The following is a 14146-nucleotide window of genomic DNA, read 5'->3' on the forward strand; positions in this document are numbered from 1 at the left end:
GGGACGTCGGTCATGGTTCGCCCGGCTGGAAACGGCAGGATTATCCCTACAGGGAACGTCCGTTCTCCGCAATGCCGTTGCGGCGGCGATGGTCGGGGCGGTTGCCGGGACTCATGACGGTCACAGCAGATCGCGCAGGCGGAACCAGAGCATGGCCAGGACCAGCGCCGGGGTGCGCAGCATGGGGCCGCCGGGGAAGGGCATGTGGGGAATGCGGGCGAACACGTCCAGCCGCTCCGCCGTGCCCGCCACCGCCTCGGCGATGACCCGGCCGGCGATTCCCGCCAGCGCCACCCCGTGGCCGGAATAGCCGTGGGCGAAGAAGGTGGTGGGGGTCAGCCGGCCGATGTGGGGCAGGCGGTTGACGGTGATGGCGACGTGGCCGCCCCACACCTGATCCGTGCGGACGTCCTTCAGCGCCGGGAAGACGCCGACCATCTTGCGTCGCAGGGCCTGCGCCAGCCCCGGATGGTCGAGGCCGGAATAGCTGACGCCGCCGCCGAACAGCAGCCGGTGATCGGCGGTGCGCCGGAAATAGTTCAGCACGAAGTTCATGTCCGACACCGCCACGTCGGCCGGCAGCAACGATGCGGCGCGCTCCGCGCCCAGCGGTTCGGTGGTCAGCATGTAGGTGGCCACCGGCATGATCATGCCCGACAGGGCCGGCACCAGCCCGTTCATGTAGGCGTTGCCGGCCAGCACCAGGTGGTCGGCGCGCACCGTCCCGCCGGGCGTGCGCACCAGGGGCTTGGGGCCGGTGTCCAGCGCCACCGCCCGCGACCTCTCGAACAGGTGCACGCCCGCGGCAACCGCGGCGTCGGCCAGGCCGAGGGCGTAGTTCAGCGGGTGCAGGTGGCCGCTGCCGGCGTCGTACAGGCCGCCGATGTAGCCGGGGCTGCGCACGAAGGCGGCCATCCGCTCCCGGTCCAGCCGTTCGCAGCGGTCGTAGCCGTAGCCCTCGCGCAGCTCCCGCTCCATGCCCGCGAGTTCGGCAACGTGCCGCTCCTTGAGGGCGGCCAGCACGTACCCCCATGTGAGATCGCAGCGGATGGCGTGGCGCTCCACCCGCTCCGCCAGCAGGGCCTTCGCCTCCTCGTTCAGGTCCCACAGGGCGCGGGCGTCGTCGCGGCCGACCCGGCGCTCGACGTCGGCCATCGGCTTGTTGTAGCCGGTGATGATCTGCCCGCCGTTGCGTCCCGAGGCGCCCCAGCCCACCCGCTCCGCCTCCAGCAGGGTGACGTCATAGCCCCGCTCGCGCAGTTCCAGCGCCGCCATCAGGCCGGTGTAGCCGCCGCCCACCACGCAGACGTCGCACCGCCGCTCCCCCTCCAGCACGGGATGGACGGGGTGGGGGTTGGCCGTGTCGGCGTACCAGGAGCGCGGGAAGGGCACGGGCGTCATGGCCGGGCAGTTAAGAGGGCGGCGGCGGTGGCGTCAACAACCCCCGTCCGCATGCCGGCCCTGCGGCCCCGGAGGCGAAACCGCCGGAAAACGGCCGGGGACGACGGAATTGTCGGGGAACACTGGCGTCCGCCCCCCGTCCGGCCCCATATTGACGTGGTCTTCAACAATAAGGAGGCCGTCCGCCGTTTCCCGTGCGGACCGTTTCGTTCATGGCTTTCATGGATGACTTCATCAAGAAGAACCGTATTACGGAAGTCGAATGCCTCGTCCCGGACATGTCCGGCATCGCCCGCGGCAAGATCGTCCCGGCGGAGAAGTTCCTGCGCATCCTGCGCGACCGCGGCCTGCGGCTGCCGGAAGCGATCTTCGTGCAGACCGTCACCGGCGAGTATCCGGACGACGACGACATCACCTCGGACGAGAACTCCGACATCTACATGATCCCGGACGAACGGACGATCCGCTTCGTGCCGTGGTACAAGGAACCCACCGGCCAGGTCATCACCGACTGCGTCTACGCCGACGGCAACCCCGTGGACTTCTCGCCGCGCCATGTGCTCAAGCGCGTGCTGAAGCTCTATGAGGACCGGGGGTGGAAGCCGGTGGTGGCGCCGGAGCTGGAGTTCTTCCTGGTCCAGGTCAACAAGGACCCCGATTACCCGCTGGTGCCGCCGGTCGGCCGCAACGGCCGGGTGGAGAGCGGTCGCCAGGCCTTCGGCATCGACGCGGTCAACGAATTCGATCCGATCTTCGAAGACATCTACGATTTCTGCGAGGTGCAGGACATCGACATCGACACCCTGACCCATGAGGCCGGGGCGGCACAGATCGAGATCAACTTCAACCACGGGGAGCCGCTGGAACTGGCCGACCAGGCGTTCCTGTTCAAGCGCACGGCGCGCGAGGCGGCGATCCGCCACCAGGTCTACGCCACCTTCATGGCCAAGCCCATGCAGAACGAGCCGGGCAGCGCCATGCACATCCACCAGTCGGTGGTGGACAAGGACAGCGGGCGCAACCTGTTCGCCAATCCCGACGGTTCCGACAGCGCGCTGTTCATGTCGCACCTGGCGGGTCTGCAGAAGTTCCTGCCCTACGTGATGCCGCTGCTGGCGCCCAACGTGAACAGCTACCGGCGCCTGGTCCCCAATTCCGACGCGCCGATCAACGTCCACTGGGGCCGCGACAACCGCACCACCGGTCTGCGCGTGCCGGTGTCGCAGCCCGACGCCCGGCGGGTGGAGAACCGCGTCGCCGGGGCCGATGCCAACCCCTACCTCGCCATCGCCGCGTCGCTGGCCTGCGGCTGGCTGGGGATGGAGCAGGGGCTGGAGCCGACGGATCCCATCAAGGGCTCCGCCTACCGGCTGGCCTTCACGCTGCCCCGCCACCAGGGCGATGCGTTGGCCCGCTTCAACGCCTGCAAGCCGCTGCGCGAGGTGCTGGGGGAGAAGTTCATTGCCGCCTTCACCTGCGTGAAGGAGGCGGAGTACGAAGCCTACCACCGCGTCATCAGCTCGTGGGAGCGCGAGAACCTGCTGCTGAACGTGTGATGCCGGTGCCGCCCGTGGCGGCACCCTTCCCCGGTTTCGGTTCTGAACGGGCAGGGGCGATTGAGTCAAATGTCACGCAAAGACGCGCTTCAGTAATCGAATAAGTATAAGATTTCTCGCCTTCTAAAATACCCGAATTTGACGAGCGCTTCCGCCAGGATTACCGTATTCGGCGAATGGTAATCCTGGCAGGGCGGACGGCGATGGCGCGGGGCGGCGGAAGATCGCAGAATGGGGCGGCGCGCCCGGCGCGGTTCGAGCGGTTTCCCGGCGGGCTGGTCGTCGTGATGCTGCTGATCCTCTGCACGCTGGTCCTGGTGGGGGCGGGCGGGGCGATGCTGCTTCAGGTCGGGCCGGCCCACGCGGCCCGCCACGCCGCGGACGGCCCGCGCAAGGCCATGGGCGCCCTGGCCGCGCTGCCGGCCATGGAGTTCACCCTCGCCGACGACCGCCGGGTCCACACGGTGAACCTGAAGGTGACGCTGGAGTTCGCCCCCGGCACCGATGCGGAGGCGTTGCAGCAGGCCATCCCGCGCGTCGCCATGGCGGTCAGCGGCCGTATGATCGAGGCGCAGCCCGCCGACCTGTCCGGCGGCTCCGGCACCGCCTTCGTCAAGCAGCAGGTCAGCATCGCCGCCAACCGCGAACTGGCGCCGCTCAAGGTCCGCTCGGTAATGCTGCAACATTTCCTGGTGCGCTGACGCCCCCTCGACAGTCCGGCGGGAATGGGGAACACTCCGCTCCGATCCAAGGGACGGAAGGAGAGCGTCGTGGCCGAGTTCGATTTCGACCTGTTCACCATCGGCGCCGGTTCCGGCGGCGTGGCCGCCAGCCGCCGCGCCGCCGCGTTCGGCGCGCGGGTCGGCATCTGCGAGGGCAGCCGCGTCGGCGGCACCTGCGTGATCCGCGGCTGCGTGCCCAAGAAGCTGCTGGTCTACGCCAGCCAGTTCCGCGACGCCTTCGCGGACGCCTGCGGCTACGGCTGGGACTCCCACGTCCCCGCCTTCGACTGGCCCACCCTGATCGCCAACAAGGACAAGGAGATCGACCGGCTGAACGGCATCTACATCGGGATGCTGGAAAAGGCCGGGGTGACGCTGGTGCATGGCCACGGCCGCCTGATCGACTCCCACACGGTGGAGGTGGCGGGGCGCCGCTACACCGCGCGGCGCATCCTGATCGCCACGGGCGGCTGGCCGGTGCTGCCGCGGGTGCCCGGCATCGACCACGCGGTCACTTCCAACGAGGCGCTGCACCTGGGCCATCTGCCGCATTCCATCCTCATCATCGGCGGCGGCTACATCGCGGTGGAGTTCGCCGGCATCTTCCGCGGCCTGGGTGCGGAGGTGACGCTGATGATCCGCGGCGAGGAGCTGCTGAACGGATTCGACGACGACATCCGCGTGGCGCTGGCCCGCGAACTGCGCAAGCGCGGCATCGAAATCCTGGCGCGCACCCGCATCGAGTCGATCGCCGAAGGGCCGGGCGGCTTCACCGTCACCGACCATCTCGGGCGCGAGCACTCGGCCGGTCTGGTCATGGCGGCGACCGGGCGGCGGCCCAACACCCGCGACCTGGGCCTGGAGGAGATCGGCGTGGAGCTGACCAAGGACGGCGCCGTCAAGGTCGACGAGTGGTCGCGCAGCAGCGTGGAGTCCGTCTACGCCATCGGCGACGTCACCGACCGCGTCAACCTCACCCCCGTTGCCATTGCCGAGGGGCGGGCGCTGGCCGAGACGCTGTTCAACAACAACCCCATGACGGTCAGCTACACCAACATCCCGACGGGGGTGTTCTCGCTGCCGCCTCTGGGCACCGTCGGCCTGACCGAAGCGGAGGCGCGCGCCCGGTTTGCCCGGGTGGACATCTACCGCACCGACTTCCGGCCGATGAAGCACACCCTGTCCGGGCGGGACGAGCGCATCCTGATGAAGCTGGTGGTGGACGGCGAGAGCCAGCGCGTGCTCGGCTGCCACATGATGGGCATGGACGCGCCGGAGATCGTGCAGGGGCTGGCCGTTGCGCTGAACTGCGGCGCCACCAAACAGGACTTCGACCGCACCATCGCCCTGCACCCCTCCACGGCGGAGGAATTCGTGCTGCTGCGCGAGAAGGTGCCGGACCCGCCGGCGGCCTGAATTCCTGGAACGCTTCTAATCGGCTCCCTGTTGGGGGATGGCGTGGGCGCACCGTCGGTCAGCTCGGATCGGCGGCGCGCCCGATGCCGCTCCATTTCTCCGGGAGGAGTCCCTCTGCCATGTTCATGCACAACAAGCGCCTGATGTACACGGTGCGGGTTTCGGAGCCCAACCCGAAGCTTGCCAGCCTGATGCTGGAGCAGTTCGGGGGCCCGCAGGGTGAGCTGGCCGCTGCCATGCGTTACTTCACGCAAGGAATCGCCGACGAGGATCCGGGCCGCAAGGACATGCTGATCGACATCGCCACCGAGGAGCTGAGCCATCTGGAGGTGATCGGCTCCATCGTGGCCATGCTGACCAAGGGCGTGAAGGGCAAGCTGGCCGAAGGGGCGGAAGAGACCACCGACATGCTGGCCAACATCACCCAGGGCAACGGCAGCCACACGCTGTCACTGCTCTACGGCGGCGGGCCGGCGCTGGTGAACTCCGCCGGTCAGCTCTGGAACGCCGGCTACATCGACTCCATCGGCGAGCCGACGGCGGACCTGCGCTCCAACCTCGCCGCCGAGGCGCGGGCCAAGATCATCTACGAGCGTCTGATGAACGTGACGGACGATCCCGGAGTCCGGGAGGCCCTGGGTTTCCTGATGACGCGCGAGGTGGCTCACCAGAAGATGTTCGAGAAGGCGCTCTACGCCATCGAGAACAATTTCCCGCCGGGCAAGCTGCCGGGCGTGCCGGAGTACACGGACAAGTACTACAACATGAGCCAGGGCCCCGGCGACATGCGCGGCCCGTGGAACCAGGGCGACCAGTGGGAGTATGTGGACGCCCGTCCCGATCAGCAGGCGGTGGACGGCGGCGACGGCAACGCCTCGGTGCGCATGGCGGCGGCCGAGATCGCTGCGGTCGACAAGCTTGCCGCGCGCACCAAGTCGCGCCCGGACATCGACCCCACCACGGGCGCCGACCTGGGCGCCGGGCCGGGGGCCGGGAAGACCAAACCCGTCAAGCAGGTCTAAGGAATCGTTCGTCTAATGGGCGGAGCCGGCGACCGCCGGCTCCGCCGCCTCCGGCCGTTGTTCGGGGATGGGCTCGCGCCGCATCACCCCCATCAGCCACAGCAGGATCAGCAGCCCCGGCACGGCCCCGCCCATGGACAGCAGGAAGAAGGCGGGCCAGCTCATCTGGTCGGCCAGCCAGCCGGAGGAGGCGCCGAACAGGTCGCCGCCCAGCTTGTAGAAGCTGGACAGCAGCGCGTATTGCGTCGCCGTGTAGGAGACGTTGCACAGGCTGGAGAGATAGGCGACGAAGGCGGCCGTGGCGATGCCGCCGCACACGTTTTCCACCGCCACCGTCACCGCCAGCATGCCCACGTCGCGACCCACCAGGGCCAGCGCCACGAAGCCCAGGTTGGACACCATCTGGGCGATGCCGCCGACCAGCAGGCCGCGCAGCACGCCCACCCGGCTGACCAGAATGCCGCCCGCCAGGCCGCCGACGATCGTGGCCCACAGGCCGAAGACCTTGGTGACGTTGGCGATCTCCGTCTTCTCGAAACCCAGGTCGACGTAGAACGGGGCGGCCATGACCCCGGCCAGCACGTCGCCCAGCTTGTAGCAGGCGATGAACGCCAGGATCGCCACCCAGGCCCGGCGCGTCATGAACTGGGCGAACGGCGCCACCACCGCGCCGTAGAGCCAGGCCAGCGCCTCCGCCCGCCGGCCGTGCAGATGGGGCCGTGCCTCCAGCCACTGCGCCACATGCCGTTCGCGCGCCACCATTTCCGGCGATTGCGCCACCTTGGGTTCGCGGGTCAGCAGCACGGTGACCATGCCCACACCGACCAGCGCCGCCATGGCATAGTACGCGACGTGCCAGCCGAAGAAGCTGGCCAGGTAGAGCGCCCCCGCGCCCGACGCCAGCATGCCGAAGCGGTAGCCCAGCACCAGCATGGCGGCGCCGGCCGCCTGCTGGTCCTCCTCCAGCAACTCCACCCGGTAGGCGTCGACGACGATGTCCTGGCTGGCCGAGCAGAAGGCGACGATCACCGCGCACAGCGCCGTCCACCACAGGTCCTGCAAGGGATCCGTGGACCCCAGCCCGATCAGCGCCGCCACCAGCGCCACCTGCGTGGTCAGGGCCCAGCCGCGGCGCCGGCCGAAGACCCGCGTCATCACCGGCAGGCGCAACCGGTCGATCAGCGGCGCCCACACGAACTTCAGCGCGTAGGGCAGGGAGACCAGGGTGAACAGGCCGATGGCGGTGCGGCTGACACCGCCCTCGCGCAGCCACACCGACAGCGTTGCCCCGGTCAGCGCCAGAGGCAGCCCTTCGGAAAAGCCCAGGAACAGGATGGCGATCACCCGCCGGTCCAGGTAGACGGCGGCGGCTTGGCTCCACGACGACGCTTTCACCGGGCTTCCTCTCCAACGCGGCGCTGCTGCCCGGCGTTTATAGGCGGGCAATCGGGTGCCGGCCAGCCCGCAATCCGGTGACATCGGCGTCACCCCGGCAAGGGATGCGACACTATGACGCACAATGTGGGCCGGCAGCGGGCCGCTCCCATGCTGCTGCGCAATATCCGCAGTGAACCAAGGGTTTTGGCCTCGCCGAGCGCCGCTGAACAAGCGGCAACCCCTTGTGTTGCGAGCGGTTTGCAGCTTCTCCGGGATCGATTTTTCGGTAACTCGCGGAGATGATGATTTGCTACATTAGCAATCGCCAATCATCACTGTCGCCGACCGGTGCGAGAAACCGGGCCGCACCCCCGCCACCCGGGGGAAACGGCAACCGGGCAGCACACGCGGCCCGCCGGACCGGACGACCAGGCCCGTTGAGGAGGAACGCACCTATGACCATGCACGGCCCCCCGTCGGCCGGGATGCGCCCGGACATCACCCCGGAGTCCGGACCCGCGGTGCGCTAGCCGCTTCACCCGGTTCCCCGCGACGACCGCTCGCCGCACCCGACCGGGAACCCGACATCCGTCCGCTCCGCCCGACCGCACCCGACCGGCAGCACCGCCGACCGGCGGGGCGGAACGGTCGCTTGCGCCCTGCCGGGGCCGCGGCGGACGGGCACCGCCACCAGAGCACCCCCGGGCCGCCGCTCCGCACCGGGGAGATCAGGGACCACCAGGGAGATTGCCGCATGACACTGTCGAACCTTCGTCTGCTCCTGACCGCGTGCGCGGCGGCCACGGCCTTCGGCACGGCCGTTCCGGCCCTTGCGGACGGGCCGAGCGGGGAGATGCTGGCCAGCACCTGCGCCGGCTGCCACGGCACCGACGGCGCCAGCCTGGGCCCGGCGGCGCCGACCATCGCCGCCCTGTCGACCGACTACTTCGTGCTGTCCATGAAGGACTTTCAGACGGGCAAGCGGCCGTCGACCGTCATGGGGCGCATCGCCAAGGGTTACACCGACGATCAGATCAAGGCGATGGCCGTCTTCTTCCAGTCCAAGCCCTTCGTTCGGACCGGACAGCCCGTCGACGCCGCCAAGGCGAAGGAAGGCAAGGCGCTGGCCAAGAAGTTCTGTGAGTCCTGTCACGAGGACGAGGGCCGCATCGGGGAAGGCGTCGGCGTCCTGGCCGGCCAGTGGCTTCCGTACATGGAGTTCTCGGTGGCGGACTTCCGCGCCGGCACCCGCGAGATGGAGAAGCGTCAGGCGAAGAAGTTCGAGGAACTGGCGGAGGCGCACGGCGACGCCGGGTTCTCCGCGATCCTGCACTACTACGCCAGCGTGAAGTGAGCCGAGGGGGAACGCGCACCATGACCATGATCGATCGCCGTACGTTCGTCGCCCTCGCCGGCGCGGTGTCCGCCACCGGTGTCCTCGGGGCCCCCTCCATCGCCCGGGCCGCCGGCCCGAAGGTGGTGGTGGTCGGCGGCGGCCCCGGCGGTGCCACCGCCGCCAAGTACCTGCGCCGCATGGACCCCACCGTCGAGGTCACGCTGATCGAGGCGAACAAGGAGTATTTCACCTGCTTCATGAGCAACGAGGTGCTGGCCGGTGACCGCACCATGGACGGCATCCGTGTGGGCTACGACGGGCTGCGCAAGACGGGGATCACCGTCGTTCATGATCTGGTGACCGCCATCGACGGCGAGAAGAAGACGGTGACCACCAAGGGCGGCCAGACCTTCGCCTATGACCGCTGCATCGTGGCACCCGGCATCGACTTCGTCTACGACAGCGTCCCCGGCTACAGTGCCGAGGCGGTGGAGACGGCGCCCCACGCCTGGAAGGCCGGGCCGCAGACGGCGCTGCTGCGCAAGCAGCTCGAGGCCATGCCCGACGGCGGCACCTTCGTGATGGTCGCCCCGCCCAACCCCTTCCGCTGCCCGCCGGGCCCGTACGAGCGGGCCAGTCTGGTCGCCCACTATTTCAAGCAGCACAAGCCGAAGTCCAAGGTCATCATCCTCGACCCCAAGGACGGCTTCTCCAAGCAGAAGCTGTTCGAGCAGGCGTGGGCCAGGTTCTATGGCTTCGGCACGTCCAACAGCATGATCGAGTGGGTGCCCGGCGCCAAGGGCGGCAAGGTGTCGAAGATCGACGTCGCCACCCTGACGGCGGACACCGAGTTCGACGCGATCAAGGCCGCCGTGCTGAACGTCATCCCCGGCCAGAAGGCCGGCCGGATCGCCTTCGACGCCGGCCTGACCGAGGGGAACTGGGCGCCCGTCAACAAGAAGACCTTCGAATCGTCGAAGGTGCCGGGCATCCACGTGCTGGGTGACGCGGGCGACGCGGCGGCCATGCCGAAGTCCGGCTATTCCGCCAACTCCCAGGCGAAGGTGACCGCGGCGGCGGTGGTGGCCCTGCTGAAGGGCAAGGAGGCGCCGGAGCCGGCCTACGTCAACACCTGCTACTCCATCGCCGGCAAGGACCACTGCTTCTCCGTGGCGGGCATCTACACCTACGACAAGGAGAAGAACGCCATCGCCGAGGTGCCGGGCTCCGGCGGCCTGTCGCCGCTGGACGCCTCCGACGCCGACCGCAAGCGCGAGGTTGCTTACGCCCACAGCTGGTTCCGCAACATCGTCGCGGACAGCTGGGGCTGACGGTCGCGCGGCCGCGCTCCGCTGCGGGGGCGCGGCCGCCACCTCATGGTCGGGGAGGCGGTGGATCGTGTTCGTTCGTTTGGGCAAGTGGTTCTCGCGCCCCTCCCTTTTCGGGGGCGGGCTGATCTTCATGGTGGGCGGCGGGGCGCTGGTGGCGCTGTTCCTGGGCGGATTCCACGCGTTTTCCGACTACACCAACCGACTGGAGTTCTGCATTTCCTGCCACGAGATGGAGAGCGGACCCTACGCCGAATACGCGAAGACCATCCATTTCAACAACCGCACCGGCGTGCGTGCGGAGTGCGCGGACTGCCACGTCCCGAAGGAGTTCGGGCCGAAGCTGGTGGCCAAGGTGGTGGCGGCCAAGGACGTCTACCACTGGCTGCTGGGCACCATCGATACCAAGGAGAAGTTCGAGGCGCGGCGCCTTCAGATGGCGCAGCGCGTGTGGGGCCAGATGGAGGCGTCCGGGTCGCAGACCTGCCGCTCCTGCCATGATTTCCGTGCCATGGACCTGGAGGAGCAGGGCCGGCGCGCCCGCGCCCGCCACCCCGTCGCCATGGAAGAGGGCAAGCACTGCATCAACTGCCACAAGGGCATCGTGCACGAGCTGCCGCAAGGCTACGAGGGCGACTGATGGTCCGGCGCATGATCTCCCTCCCCGGTCTGCTGGTGGCCATGGCGCTGGTGGCGCTGCCCGCCGCCGCCGCGGCCGCCGACGGCGAACCGGCGTCCATCGCCCGCGGCGGCCGCCTCTACGACCACTGGATCAAGGAGTTGGGCGGCGACGCCCGGCGGGTGGCGGTGCGCGCCGGCGGGACGGCGACGGCGCCCGGGCGCTGCGTCACCTGCCACGGCTGGAACTACCGCGGCGCCGGCGGCGCGGCCGACCCGGGGACGAACCTGGACCACCTGGCCGGCGCCGACGGCACGGTGGTGCTGGGGGCGCTGGCCGACCCGGGGCATGGCTACGCCGACTTCATGGACCACCGGGATTTCGCCGACCTTGCCGCTTTCATCACCCGCGGCCAGGTGGCGACGGAACGATTCATCGACCCCGCCACCGGCCGCGCCACCGGCGACGCCACCCGGGGCGATGTCTATTTCCAGACCATCTGCGCCAATTGCCACGGCACCGGCGGGCAGCAGATCGAGGACGCGCCGCCGCTGGGCGACCTGGCGCGCGGCGATCCGTGGATGGCGCTGCACACCCTGCTGAACGGGCATCCCGGCGGCGACATGCCGGCGCTGCGGGCGCTGCATCCGGCGGTGGTGGCGGACACCCTGGCGCGGCTTCAGGCGCTGCCGTCGCGCGAACCGCTGGCGTCGGTGGTGCGCGGCGGGCGCCTGTACGACACCTGGTACAAGGAGAACCGGCGCACGCCGCCCGGTTTCGTGCACCCCGCCTATCCCGTGGACCTGCCCGCCGGCGTGCTGCCGCGCACCACCTGGCGGTGCAAGGAATGCCACGGCTGGGACTACCGCGGCCGCGACGGCGCCTACGGCGAGGACGCGCACCGCACCGGCATCAAGGGCATCCGTGCCATGGCGGGGGCCGATCCGGCCGCCGTGGTTGCGGTGCTGGGGGATGCCACCCACGCCTACGGCGGCCTGCTGAGTGCGCGCGACATGGCCGATCTCGCGGCCTTCGTCACCCGCGGGCAGGTGGACATGGACGCCGCCATCGACCGCGCCACCGGCCGGGCGCGTGGGGACGCCGCCGCCTACGCCGCCCATTACGAGACGATCTGCGCCCCCTGCCACGGCATGGACGGGCGCGACATCCGCACCATGCCGCCGCTCGGCCGGCTCGCCTCCGGCGATCCCTGGCGGGCGCTGCACGGCATCCTGAACGGTCATCCCGGCGAGGTCATGCCGCCGCTGCGCGCCCTGTCGGACGACACGGTGGCCGGCATCCTTGCCTACACCCAGACCCTGCCGGGCCGCAAATAGGCCCGGCCCCGGCAACTGCCGCTTACGCAGGAGGACGACAGCACATGGAAGAGGTATCGGTCCGTACGCTGGTGGCGGGCCTGGCGTTCCTCGCCGGCATCGTGTTCGGCGCGACCGCCCAGAAGACCCACTTCTGCACCATGGGCGCCATTTCCGACATGGTGGTGATGGAGGACTTCCGCCGCTTCCGCTCCTGGCTCCTGGCCATCGCCGTGGCCATGGTCCTCAGCCAGGCGATGTGGTCGGCGGGGCTGATCAACCTGGACGCCTCGATCTACCGGACGGCCAATCTGGGCTGGGCCGGCGCCATCCTGGGCGGTCTGATGTTCGGCTTCGGCATGACGCTGGCCGGCGGCTGCGGCAACAAGACCCTGGTGCGCATCGGCGGCGGCAACCTGAAGTCGATCGTCGTCTTCATGATCGTCGGCGTCACCGCCTACATGACGCTGCGCGGCCTGATCGCCCTGGCCCGCATCGAACTGGAGAGCGCCACCAACGTGGATCTGGGGGTTCCCCAGGGGTTGGATGCCCTGCTGGGGGGGATCACCGGCATCCCCGCCGGCGGCCTGCGCCCGGTGCTGACGGCCATCGTCGCCGGCGCCATCCTGTGGTGGTGCTTCAAGGACGCCGCCTTCCGCGAATCCCGCAAGGACGTAGCGGCCGGCATCATCATCGGCCTGATGGTGCCGGTGGGCTGGTACATCACCGGCGTGGCCGGCAACGACGACTTCGAGCCGACGCCGCTGTTCTCCTTCACCTTCATCGCGCCGATTGGCGAATCCCTGCAATACCTGATGACCTTCACCGGGTCGTCCATCAACTTCGGCATCGCCTCGGTCGGCGGGATCATCACCGGGGCGTTCCTGATGGCGCTGGCCACCGGCACCTTCCGGGTGGAGGCGTTCACCGGCACCCGTGACATGCTCGGCAACATGGCCGGCGCGGTGCTGATGGGGGCCGGCGGCGTGCTGGCCCTGGGCTGCACAATCGGCCAGGGGCTGACCGGCCTGTCCACCCTGGCGGTGGGCTCGGCGCTGGCCTTCCTGTCGATCCTCGCCGGCGGCTTCTACGGCATCAAGTACCAGGAGGAAGGCACCTTCGGCGGCGCCCTGCGCGCCTCGCTGAGCCGCGGCTGACCCTTCCCCGTCCGCATGTCACCCCTTGTCACCCGCTCACACCATCGGAGGTTCCATGAGCACCGACGTCACCGAGAAGCAGACCCTGGACGTGAAGGGCCTGAACTGCCCCCAGCCGCTCGTCAAGGCGAAGAAGGCCCTGCAGGGCGTGCCGGTCGGCAGCCTGCTGGAGGTGCACGCCACCGATCCCGGCGCGCGCGACGACTTCGCCTCGTTCTGCCGCTCCACCGGCCATGAGCTGGTCGAGCAGAAGGAGGAGGGCGGCGCCTTCATCTTCCTGATCCGCCGCAAGAAGTGAGGCGGCGCGCGCCGGGCGGGGCGGGGTGGCTGCGGCCGCTTCGCCCGTCCCGGCGCGTGCGCCTTTCCATTAGGAAATTCTGAATTTCAGGACGTCCGGTCCGCAAGAAACGGAGGAGCCCGACGATGTCTCACACCAAGGGATGGGCGAGCCGCCGCGCCGTGCTGCAGGGCGGGGCCGCGCTGGCCGCCGCCGCCGCCGGCCTGCTCGCCGGCCCTGCCGCCGCCGGGGTCGAGGACGCGCGCAAGGCGCTGGCCATGCTGACCGGCGGGGCGGTGCCCGTGGAAGGGCGCATCACCCTGTCCATGCCGCAGGTTGCCGACAACGGCGCCACGGTGCCGATGACCATCACCGTCGACAGCCCGATGACGCCGCAGGACCACGTCACGGCGGTGGTCGTGGTGGCCGACGGCAACCCCGCGCCCGAGGTGGCGGTGTTCCGCTTCTCGCCCGAGATCGGCGTCGTCGACGTCAATGTGCGGGTGCGGATGGCCAAAACCCAGTCGGTCATCGCCGTGGCGCAGATGAACGACGGTTCCGCCTACATCGCCCGCGCCGAGGTGAAGGTCACCGTCGGCGGCTGCACCACCTGAAGAAG

Annotated in this window: 13 protein-coding genes; 11 read left to right on the forward strand and 2 right to left on the reverse strand. The window is 69.5% G+C overall.

From position 1 onward, the window contains the following. Nucleotides 1-120 precede the first annotated feature (120 nt). Nucleotides 121-1401 carry an NAD(P)/FAD-dependent oxidoreductase gene (locus G472_RS0110890; RefSeq protein ID WP_029008419.1) on the reverse strand — a complete coding sequence of 427 codons (1281 nt, stop codon included), beginning with the start codon at nucleotides 1399-1401 and terminating at the stop codon, nucleotides 121-123. A gap of 212 nt (nucleotides 1402-1613) precedes the next feature. Here G472_RS0110890 and G472_RS0110895 point away from each other — a divergent pair, with 212 nt between their 5' ends. The 4 genes from G472_RS0110895 to G472_RS0110910 all read left to right on the forward strand — a co-directional run bounded on the left by G472_RS0110895 (nucleotide 1614) and on the right by G472_RS0110910 (nucleotide 6117). Beyond that, nucleotides 1614-2957 carry a glutamine synthetase family protein gene (locus G472_RS0110895; protein ID WP_029008420.1) on the forward strand — a complete coding sequence of 448 codons (1344 nt, stop codon included), beginning with the start codon at nucleotides 1614-1616 and terminating at the stop codon, nucleotides 2955-2957. 176 nt (nucleotides 2958-3133) lie between these two features. Beyond that, nucleotides 3134-3658: a flagellar basal body-associated FliL family protein gene (locus G472_RS0110900; RefSeq protein WP_156927077.1), complete on the forward strand. Its 525-nt coding sequence runs from the start codon at nucleotides 3134-3136 to the stop codon at nucleotides 3656-3658. 69 nt (nucleotides 3659-3727) lie between these two features. Next, nucleotides 3728-5095, forward strand: a complete 1368-nt coding sequence (gene gor, locus G472_RS0110905; RefSeq protein WP_029008422.1) for a glutathione-disulfide reductase — start codon at nucleotides 3728-3730, stop codon at nucleotides 5093-5095. A gap of 119 nt (nucleotides 5096-5214) precedes the next feature. Beyond that, complete coding sequence (locus G472_RS0110910) at nucleotides 5215-6117, forward strand: manganese catalase family protein (protein ID WP_029008423.1); 903 nt, start codon at nucleotides 5215-5217, stop codon at nucleotides 6115-6117. 12 nt (nucleotides 6118-6129) lie between these two features. Here G472_RS0110910 and G472_RS32525 read toward each other — a convergent pair whose 3' ends face one another. Further along, on the reverse strand, nucleotides 6130-7512 hold the full coding sequence (locus G472_RS32525; protein ID WP_051340684.1) for an AmpG family muropeptide MFS transporter: 1383 nt from the start codon (nucleotides 7510-7512) through the stop codon (nucleotides 6130-6132). A gap of 736 nt (nucleotides 7513-8248) precedes the next feature. Here G472_RS32525 and G472_RS37060 point away from each other — a divergent pair. The 7 genes from G472_RS37060 to soxY all read left to right on the forward strand — a co-directional run bounded on the left by G472_RS37060 (nucleotide 8249) and on the right by soxY (nucleotide 14141). Next, a complete protein-coding gene (locus G472_RS37060) occupies nucleotides 8249-8848 on the forward strand; it encodes a c-type cytochrome (protein WP_211100177.1) in 600 nt (199 codons plus the stop codon). A gap of 20 nt (nucleotides 8849-8868) precedes the next feature. Continuing rightward, nucleotides 8869-10161 (forward strand): NAD(P)/FAD-dependent oxidoreductase, encoded by a 1293-nt coding sequence (locus G472_RS0110925; RefSeq protein ID WP_029008425.1) that lies wholly within the window; start codon nucleotides 8869-8871, stop codon nucleotides 10159-10161. Nucleotides 10162-10228: 67 nt separating this feature from the next. Beyond that, nucleotides 10229-10798 carry a NapC/NirT family cytochrome c gene (locus G472_RS0110930; protein WP_245593459.1) on the forward strand — a complete coding sequence of 190 codons (570 nt, stop codon included), beginning with the start codon at nucleotides 10229-10231 and terminating at the stop codon, nucleotides 10796-10798. 11 nt (nucleotides 10799-10809) lie between these two features. Beyond that, nucleotides 10810-12114: a c-type cytochrome gene (locus tag G472_RS0110935; RefSeq protein WP_156927078.1), complete on the forward strand. Its 1305-nt coding sequence runs from the start codon at nucleotides 10810-10812 to the stop codon at nucleotides 12112-12114. 44 nt (nucleotides 12115-12158) lie between these two features. Then, nucleotides 12159-13250 carry a YeeE/YedE family protein gene (locus G472_RS32535; protein WP_035691987.1) on the forward strand — a complete coding sequence of 364 codons (1092 nt, stop codon included), beginning with the start codon at nucleotides 12159-12161 and terminating at the stop codon, nucleotides 13248-13250. Nucleotides 13251-13305: 55 nt separating this feature from the next. Then, nucleotides 13306-13548 (forward strand): sulfurtransferase TusA family protein, encoded by a 243-nt coding sequence (locus tag G472_RS0110945; RefSeq protein ID WP_029008428.1) that lies wholly within the window; start codon nucleotides 13306-13308, stop codon nucleotides 13546-13548. 125 nt (nucleotides 13549-13673) lie between these two features. Further along, nucleotides 13674-14141: a thiosulfate oxidation carrier protein SoxY gene (soxY, locus tag G472_RS0110950; protein WP_029008429.1), complete on the forward strand. Its 468-nt coding sequence runs from the start codon at nucleotides 13674-13676 to the stop codon at nucleotides 14139-14141. Nucleotides 14142-14146: the final 5 nt, after the last annotated feature.

It is taken from the genome of Azospirillum halopraeferens DSM 3675 (assembly GCF_000429625.1).
In the GTDB taxonomy this organism is placed as follows: Bacteria; Pseudomonadota; Alphaproteobacteria; order Azospirillales; family Azospirillaceae; genus Azospirillum; species Azospirillum halopraeferens.

What these genes read in the sequence shown, in the direction of transcription:
- G472_RS37060 (WP_211100177.1), top strand. Translation starts at nt 8,249, where the DNA reads ATGACACTGTCGAACCTTCGTCTGCTCCTGACCGCGTGCGCGGCGGCC.
- G472_RS0110910 (WP_029008423.1), top strand. Translation starts at nt 5,215, where the DNA reads ATGTTCATGCACAACAAGCGCCTGATGTACACGGTGCGGGTTTCGGAG.
- G472_RS0110895 (WP_029008420.1), top strand. Translation starts at nt 1,614, where the DNA reads ATGGCTTTCATGGATGACTTCATCAAGAAGAACCGTATTACGGAAGTC.
- G472_RS0110890 (WP_029008419.1), bottom strand. Translation starts at nt 1,401, where the DNA reads ATGACGCCCGTGCCCTTCCCGCGCTCCTGGTACGCCGACACGGCCAAC.
- G472_RS0110925 (WP_029008425.1), top strand. Translation starts at nt 8,869, where the DNA reads ATGACCATGATCGATCGCCGTACGTTCGTCGCCCTCGCCGGCGCGGTG.
- G472_RS0110945 (WP_029008428.1), top strand. Translation starts at nt 13,306, where the DNA reads ATGAGCACCGACGTCACCGAGAAGCAGACCCTGGACGTGAAGGGCCTG.
- soxY (WP_029008429.1), top strand. Translation starts at nt 13,674, where the DNA reads ATGTCTCACACCAAGGGATGGGCGAGCCGCCGCGCCGTGCTGCAGGGC.
- G472_RS0110935 (WP_156927078.1), top strand. Translation starts at nt 10,810, where the DNA reads ATGATCTCCCTCCCCGGTCTGCTGGTGGCCATGGCGCTGGTGGCGCTG.
- G472_RS32535 (WP_035691987.1), top strand. Translation starts at nt 12,159, where the DNA reads ATGGAAGAGGTATCGGTCCGTACGCTGGTGGCGGGCCTGGCGTTCCTC.
- G472_RS0110900 (WP_156927077.1), top strand. Translation starts at nt 3,134, where the DNA reads ATGGTAATCCTGGCAGGGCGGACGGCGATGGCGCGGGGCGGCGGAAGA.